2 protein-coding genes are annotated in these 6,225 nt (G+C 53.0%); one reads left to right on the forward strand and one right to left on the reverse strand.

Annotated features, from left to right (window positions below):
* The first annotated feature begins 211 nt into the window (after window positions 1-211).
* Window positions 212-3,856: a T9SS type A sorting domain-containing protein gene (locus FBQ85_25195; GenBank protein MDL1878429.1), complete on the forward strand. Its 3,645-nt coding sequence runs from the start codon at window positions 212-214 to the stop codon at window positions 3,854-3,856.
* A 187-nt stretch (window positions 3,857-4,043) separates the two neighbouring features.
* Here the strand turns inward: FBQ85_25195 and FBQ85_25200 are convergent, their stop codons facing one another.
* Complete coding sequence (locus FBQ85_25200) at window positions 4,044-6,116, reverse strand: hypothetical protein (GenBank protein MDL1878430.1); 2,073 nt, start codon at window positions 6,114-6,116, stop codon at window positions 4,044-4,046.
* Window positions 6,117-6,225: the final 109 nt, after the last annotated feature.

Consider the following 6,225-nt stretch of genomic DNA (forward strand, 5'->3'; position numbering starts at 1 on the left):
CTGAATTTTGCATGCTGAGATATGACAAGAAAGAATCGATAATCGTCTTAAACAAACCGCGAAGCGGTGGAATGTTTATAGTGAAATTCGTCCCACCACCCTTCAAAACTCCGAAGGAGTGAAATGTTGCATGGGCTCAATTTTTAACCTTGATCTTTCGATGAAAAGAATATGCCACTCCTTTCGGAGTTTGTAGAAATGGCGTGCGCGCATGACTATAACCATTTCACTCCTTCGGAGTTGCCGGCAAGTTCTCGTGCAAATTTTTTTGTGCCTCACCCAATTGATAAATTGGCATCTTGATCAAACCCGCGCTCATCGCGGATTCGGTCAGACATGGTGCAAAATTCAGGTTGTTGCGGTGAAGGAATGTGACGGCTGTGCCACCGCGTTTGCCGGCACACGCTGTCAAAGTAAAACAGCGGGCCTCATTGTCAATATTAAACTTCGTGCAGGAAAAATTTTCTCAGATTGGTGTTATCACTTCGGCGCGGTTTTCCTGCGTTATATGATCAAGAACTGCACCAACTGTATAATTCAAATCATTGGAGGCATATCCATGAAAACAGCTACACGCATTTGGGGAAATTGGTTGTTTCCGGTGCTCGTGGCATTGTCCGTGTTCGCAACGGACAACAGTCTACACGCGCAAAAAATCAGTTTGCGGAGCACGGCGGACGGACAGGTGATCTCGTTGATCGCCGCGGACGGCAGAACGATTCAACTTTCGGCAGCAGCCGACGATGATGAAGACGGCATCGACAACCTGCTGGAGGTGAATGGTTTCACTTATTCGCCCGGCGCCGGCCTGCAGCCGTGGGACGGCGACACCGCCAAATCCTACTACAAAACCGATCCCCTGCGGTGGAGCACGGACGGCGATCCCTACAGCGATTTCATGGAAGTCTCCGGTGTGAACATGCCCGCTGGGGTGCCTGCGCCGGAAAATCATCCGTTGGTGGCGGCGCGCCCGGTGATCAAAATTGGAATGGACAACTACGACGTCATCCCCATCAGCGAAATCACCACCAGCGAGGGCGGAGAACAAAGCTCATCATTCACGAACGAAACCAGCAGCAGCGATGAAGTCGGCGGCGAAGTGACGGTGGGCGCCTCGTTGAATCCGTTAAAGCTGGTGAGTGCGGAAGTCACCGCTTCCTATTCGCACACCTGGACCCGCACACAAAGCTCGACGAGTTCATTTGGCACCAATTGGAGCAACACGCGCTCGACCAATCCCAGCCAGGCCGCGCGCCTGAAGCTCAACGTGTACATGCAGAATCTCGGCAGCGCCACGGCGCTCGATGTCAAACCGACGTTCAATTTGGTGTTGGGAGAAAAAACCATCGCCACCCTCACGCCGAATCAGGTTGCCAATCGCCTTGCTCCGGCGGGCTTGCCGCGCAGCCGTTACCCGGAATTGGGCAGCATTGCCATCGAGAAAGATGACCAGAACAATGACATCATTTTGACGCTGGAGGAATTGAAAGCCGTTCAAATGGGCGCGCCGCTCGGTTTGGTGGTTACTCAGATGCAGGCCGATGTCGCGCGCTGGAATCCGGCGACGCAGAGTTTTGATTCGCGCGAAGCGTGGTCAAGTTTCGAAGGCGAAATCGATCCGGTGGTGGTGACGGTGAAAGCAAATCTCGGCGGCGACGACATCCGCTATTATCAGGTTTATGTCGGCACGGATTTTTACAATCTTGGATTCAATTTTCGTGACGTGTTGTCGCAGGTGTTCGAAGTGGAAGAAAGCAACGGCGTAACGACGATCGCAGGCCGCCGCTATCCTGATGATTGGTACGTCTCAACGCCCTCGCAACCTGTCTTGCAGGAATGGAACCGCCAGGGCCAGCCGCCAAATCTGCTGGGATTGAAAATGTTTCGCAACACCCAGATGGCGCTCATGAGTCCGGGCGTTGATCCGCAGGCAGCGGTTGACCTGGCCACGTTCGATCCGGAGTTCAAGCGGATTTATGTCAGCGCCTTTCCGGGCAATTTTCCAATCTTGTCGGTGCGGGCACAAGTCACCATCGACGGCGTCGAGCGCGACATCGAGTTGTTTGCCGATGAAAACTCATTCTACACCAACAGTGTGCCGTTTGAGAATCCGGCTGATCCGGAAGGCAAGGTCTTGGTCGAGAATGCGCGCGGCGACGTGACCGAAACGAGCATCATTTTGCCGGCGCTTTACACCAATGCCGCCGAAGTGAAGAAGTTCACAGCGCTGTTGCCCAATCCCGGAGCTGAATATCTGCTCTTTTCCGGCGGCGACGCCAACAAACCGGTGAAATTGTACTGTCTCTTTTTTGATCCCAAAACCGGGAACCCTCTGGCCACGCCGCGAGAGTATCTCACCCTGCCGGTTAGCAATGAAAGTTCGAACTACATCGACTGGATTCAAGATCCTTACTATCGCAGAGTCTATTTTTCCAAAGTCCGCATCAATCCCGACAATTTCAAAATCTCCGCCGGCGACACCACTTTTACCAAACGGGAATGGAGAAGCGCGCAGCAGGGCACTTTTTTTGGCGAGGATCCGCTGTTCTTCGGCAGCATCCGGCTGACCTTCGCCCATCTCGATTCTGCTTTCGCCAACGTGAATTTGACCGGCACGCCATTTTCGCTCGATCCTTATTCCGAGTTTCAGATCGCCGAGCGCGGCGCCCGTGAGGTGATTCATGTGGACGAGTCGCGCCAGATCATGAATGTTAAAGTGACAGAACCGCCCAACCACAACAGCGATTCACAGGGCAGGATTGGGTTGAAAGGCGATTCCATTTCGGTCGTCTACAAAAGAGAATTTTATCGTGGCGCAGCCGGAGTGAAACTTCCGGGCAAAACTGCGGGGTTCAATTTGCGCAGCAGCGGCACTCAGGGTTATGTGAACATGGGATCCTCGCCAACGCTGGAAGTGAGCGAGGCTTTCACCCTGGAAGCATGGATCAAGCCGGAACCGCACGGCCGGAGCGCGAGCCTGCAGGGCGTTTTTATCAACAAAGAAGGGGAATATGAGTTGGCGCGCTATAGCGATGGCACGATGCGGTGGGCAGTTGCCGTGGATTCGCCGCACTGGATTTGGATCAACACCGGCTACTTTGCGCGGGAAAACGAGTGGGTGCACGTGGCCCTGGTTTATGATCGCAACGCGCCGCAGCCGGCAATCAAGACTTACATCAACGGCAATCTGTTTCATGCGACTCCGGCCGCGGGACTGGTGAGCGATTATTTTTTGCATGAAAACCAGGATGAATTCCGCATTGCGGCGCGGCAAGGGACTGGCGATTCGCAGTATGCCGGACAGGTTGATGAGGTGCGGGTTTGGAACGTTGCGCGCACGCAAGAACAAATTCGCGCGGCGCTGGGCGACACATTAGGCGCAGAGGTTTATGCCAGCGCCTCCAGCGGCTTGCTGGGCTATTGGCGTTTCGATGAGTTGGCGGATCTCGGCATGGGCGGCGACGGCGCGAATGATGTGCGGGACTATTCGCTGAACGGCAATCACGGCGATCTGGTTGGCGATGCGCAGCTTTCGGACTTCACCACCGAAGTTAAAGGCGAAAAGCTGGAGTTGCCAGCAGATTTCTCGCTGAGCCAAAACTATCCCAATCCATTCAATCCCAGCACCATGATCAGGTTTCGCCTATCTGCGCCGGCGGAAGTCCGGCTTGCCATTTATTCCGTGAACGGTCAACTTGTGCGAACCTTGGTGAACGGCAGGCTGGCAAGCGGTCAACACGAAGCTGTTTGGGATGGCCGAAATGAGAGGGGAAGCACTGTCGCAAGCGGGATCTATTTTTATCGCATCCGCGCCGGCGCTTGGACGCAAACACGCCGAATGCTTTTGGTTCGATAAGGAGGCCATGTGGCCGTTGGAATACTTCGGCCTGTAGGGAGATGACCGCCCGCCATTTGGAAAAACGGCCAGCGCACAATTCCGGATGATGCGCGGGCCGTTTTCGTCTGGTCAAATATTGGCAGTGGCTGCTTGGGGCCCGGCCGCCCCGCCGCAAACCATCAAGTTTAATTCAGGCCATATGACCTTATCGCACCAACGCCAGCTTTCTCTGTTCGCGAAACTCACCGGCGATGATTTGATAAAAATAAACGCCCGTGGGTGCGGCGTTGCCGGTTTCATCCTTGCCGTCCCAGATCACATTATGATAACCCGCAGCCAGGGGCCGGTTAACCAGCCGCCGCACTTCCCGGCCCACGAGATCGAAAATCACCAACTGTACTTCAACCTCTTCCGGCAGGCCAAAGCGAATGCTGGTTTCAAGGCTTTGTCGTGAGCTTTGCGCCAAACGATGGAAGGGATTGGGATAATTCTGCGACAGGGAGAAAACCTCCGGCAACGAAGCGCTTTCTTCTGCAACCGGCGCGGAGGCTTTGTTAAAGCCTTCTTCGACATAATGCGTGTCATAGACGATTTGACCGTTGCTGGTGACTTTCACTTGCAGTTCCATGTCGGTGTATAGCATTGCCCGCGTATATTGCTGCGAAGTGCTTACGACTGCGGACCAATTGGGATCACCAACCTCGCGGAAACGCCATTCATATGAGAAGGGACTGCAACCGGTAACATTGGCTGTCCAGGTTCCCAAGGATTTCCATTGCAGAATGTCGGGACCGGTGATGTTCACGGACAATGGTTGCCCGGCGCTCAGTGTTGGAACAATACCGTGATTCGTTTCGAAGGCTTCGATGATGGCGTCGTAATTGGGCGTGCCGTCACAGAGTTTGCCGTTGTTGTCATCTGCGAGTATAACGTTATCGACAAATTCCACGAAAGTATCCGGCCTTGGCGTGATCTGCATGGCCTTGAAATTAAGCTTGCGAGCGGTGTTTTCCGATATTGTGCTTTCCAAATCCCACATCGCGCCAGAGAGGATCTGACCGTTATAATGAAATTCATTGGGATCATCATAATCATCCATTGTCAACGAATTTGAAACAGTTCTACCGACCCAGTCAATAGTCGGTTCTTCATTTATCGTAGCGGCAAAATAATCGGCGATGCCTTCATCCATTGCGCTACCCATTTCGCCGCCAGTTTCACTGATAAAATTGTCGCCATAAACCTTGTACACGATATTGTGCGTGTATTCGTGATACACCACATCAGACGATTCCCACCAGTTGCGATTATTGTTGCCAAACCGAATTCTTGTGCCATTAGCATCGGCATTCGGCACGTCATCGTGATCCACTTGAGCTTCCATTTGCCAATCCATACCGTTGTAGTTGAACGGCGAGCCTTTGATGAAGTCGTGAATGATATTCATGTGGTGATAGACGTGAAAGCCATCGTGTGTATCCGAAAAGTTGAAATTTCTGGTATGGTTACCTGAGGTCACAAAGGATTGCGAGGCGTTGACGAGATTGCTCGGATTATTGATTTTTGCCCAGCTCCCTTGCAAGACGACATCGACATAGAATGTCTGGTAGGCATGATTGCCGTTCATACTGTAATCGCCATTGGCATCGAGAACATCGGAGCTGATTTCCTGGCCGAGAGTATTGTACACCTTGACAGCAGCCAGGTATTCTGGTGTGGCTTCTTCCTGGCTGCCGCCGGAATTCACCGGCCAATACGTACCCTTGACATTGCCGCTGACTGTCCAGTTGCCGGATTTAAAGATTGACCTATCAGACAGAATATCTCCGGTATTGGCGTCGATGAAATACCTGCGCTGATCGCCGCCGAGCTTGTCGTGCAGCTCGATCTTATACGCCAGATGGTATCTCACTTCTTCTTCGAGCCGGTCAGGATAGATCAGCAGTTCTGGTTGCGATAAAAGCGCCAGGCTATCCGGGTTTTCAGCATTGAATCGGCTTTCGGCGATCTCGACCAGTTCTGCGGCGTTGCGTTGGGGCGTGACGGACAAATCCAGGCCGGGATGGCCATCGGAGCCGATCGAGACGATATTGCCGTCGCTGTTCAAGGTAAAGCCGAATTTTCCGGTATGAACAGGGATGCCATTGTAGAATTGCTCGAACGAGACATACCAGAATTCACCGTCCCACTCGGCGCGCTTTAAAGTGAATTGCTGCGGATTGACTCCCAGAAGCGTTTTGTATTTATTGAGCACTCGTGGCGCAAAACTTTCGATCATTGGCCTGCTGATGAGTCAATCCTTTTTTTAGTTGAAATTTTTGATGGCTCCTGCTCGCCCCACCGCCCGCCCGCGGGCGGGCGGTGGGGCTATGGCGCAAGTTTTAAAT

Source organism: Cytophagia bacterium CHB2 (assembly GCA_030263535.1).
Lineage (GTDB): Bacteria > Zhuqueibacterota > Zhuqueibacteria > Zhuqueibacterales > Zhuqueibacteraceae > Coneutiohabitans.

Excerpts from the sequence above, each read along its gene's own strand:
- FBQ85_25195 (MDL1878429.1), top strand. The coding sequence starts at position 212 with ATGACTATAACCATTTCACTCCTTCGGAGTTGCCGGCAAGTTCTCGTG.
- FBQ85_25200 (MDL1878430.1), bottom strand. The coding sequence starts at position 6,116 with ATGATCGAAAGTTTTGCGCCACGAGTGCTCAATAAATACAAAACGCTT.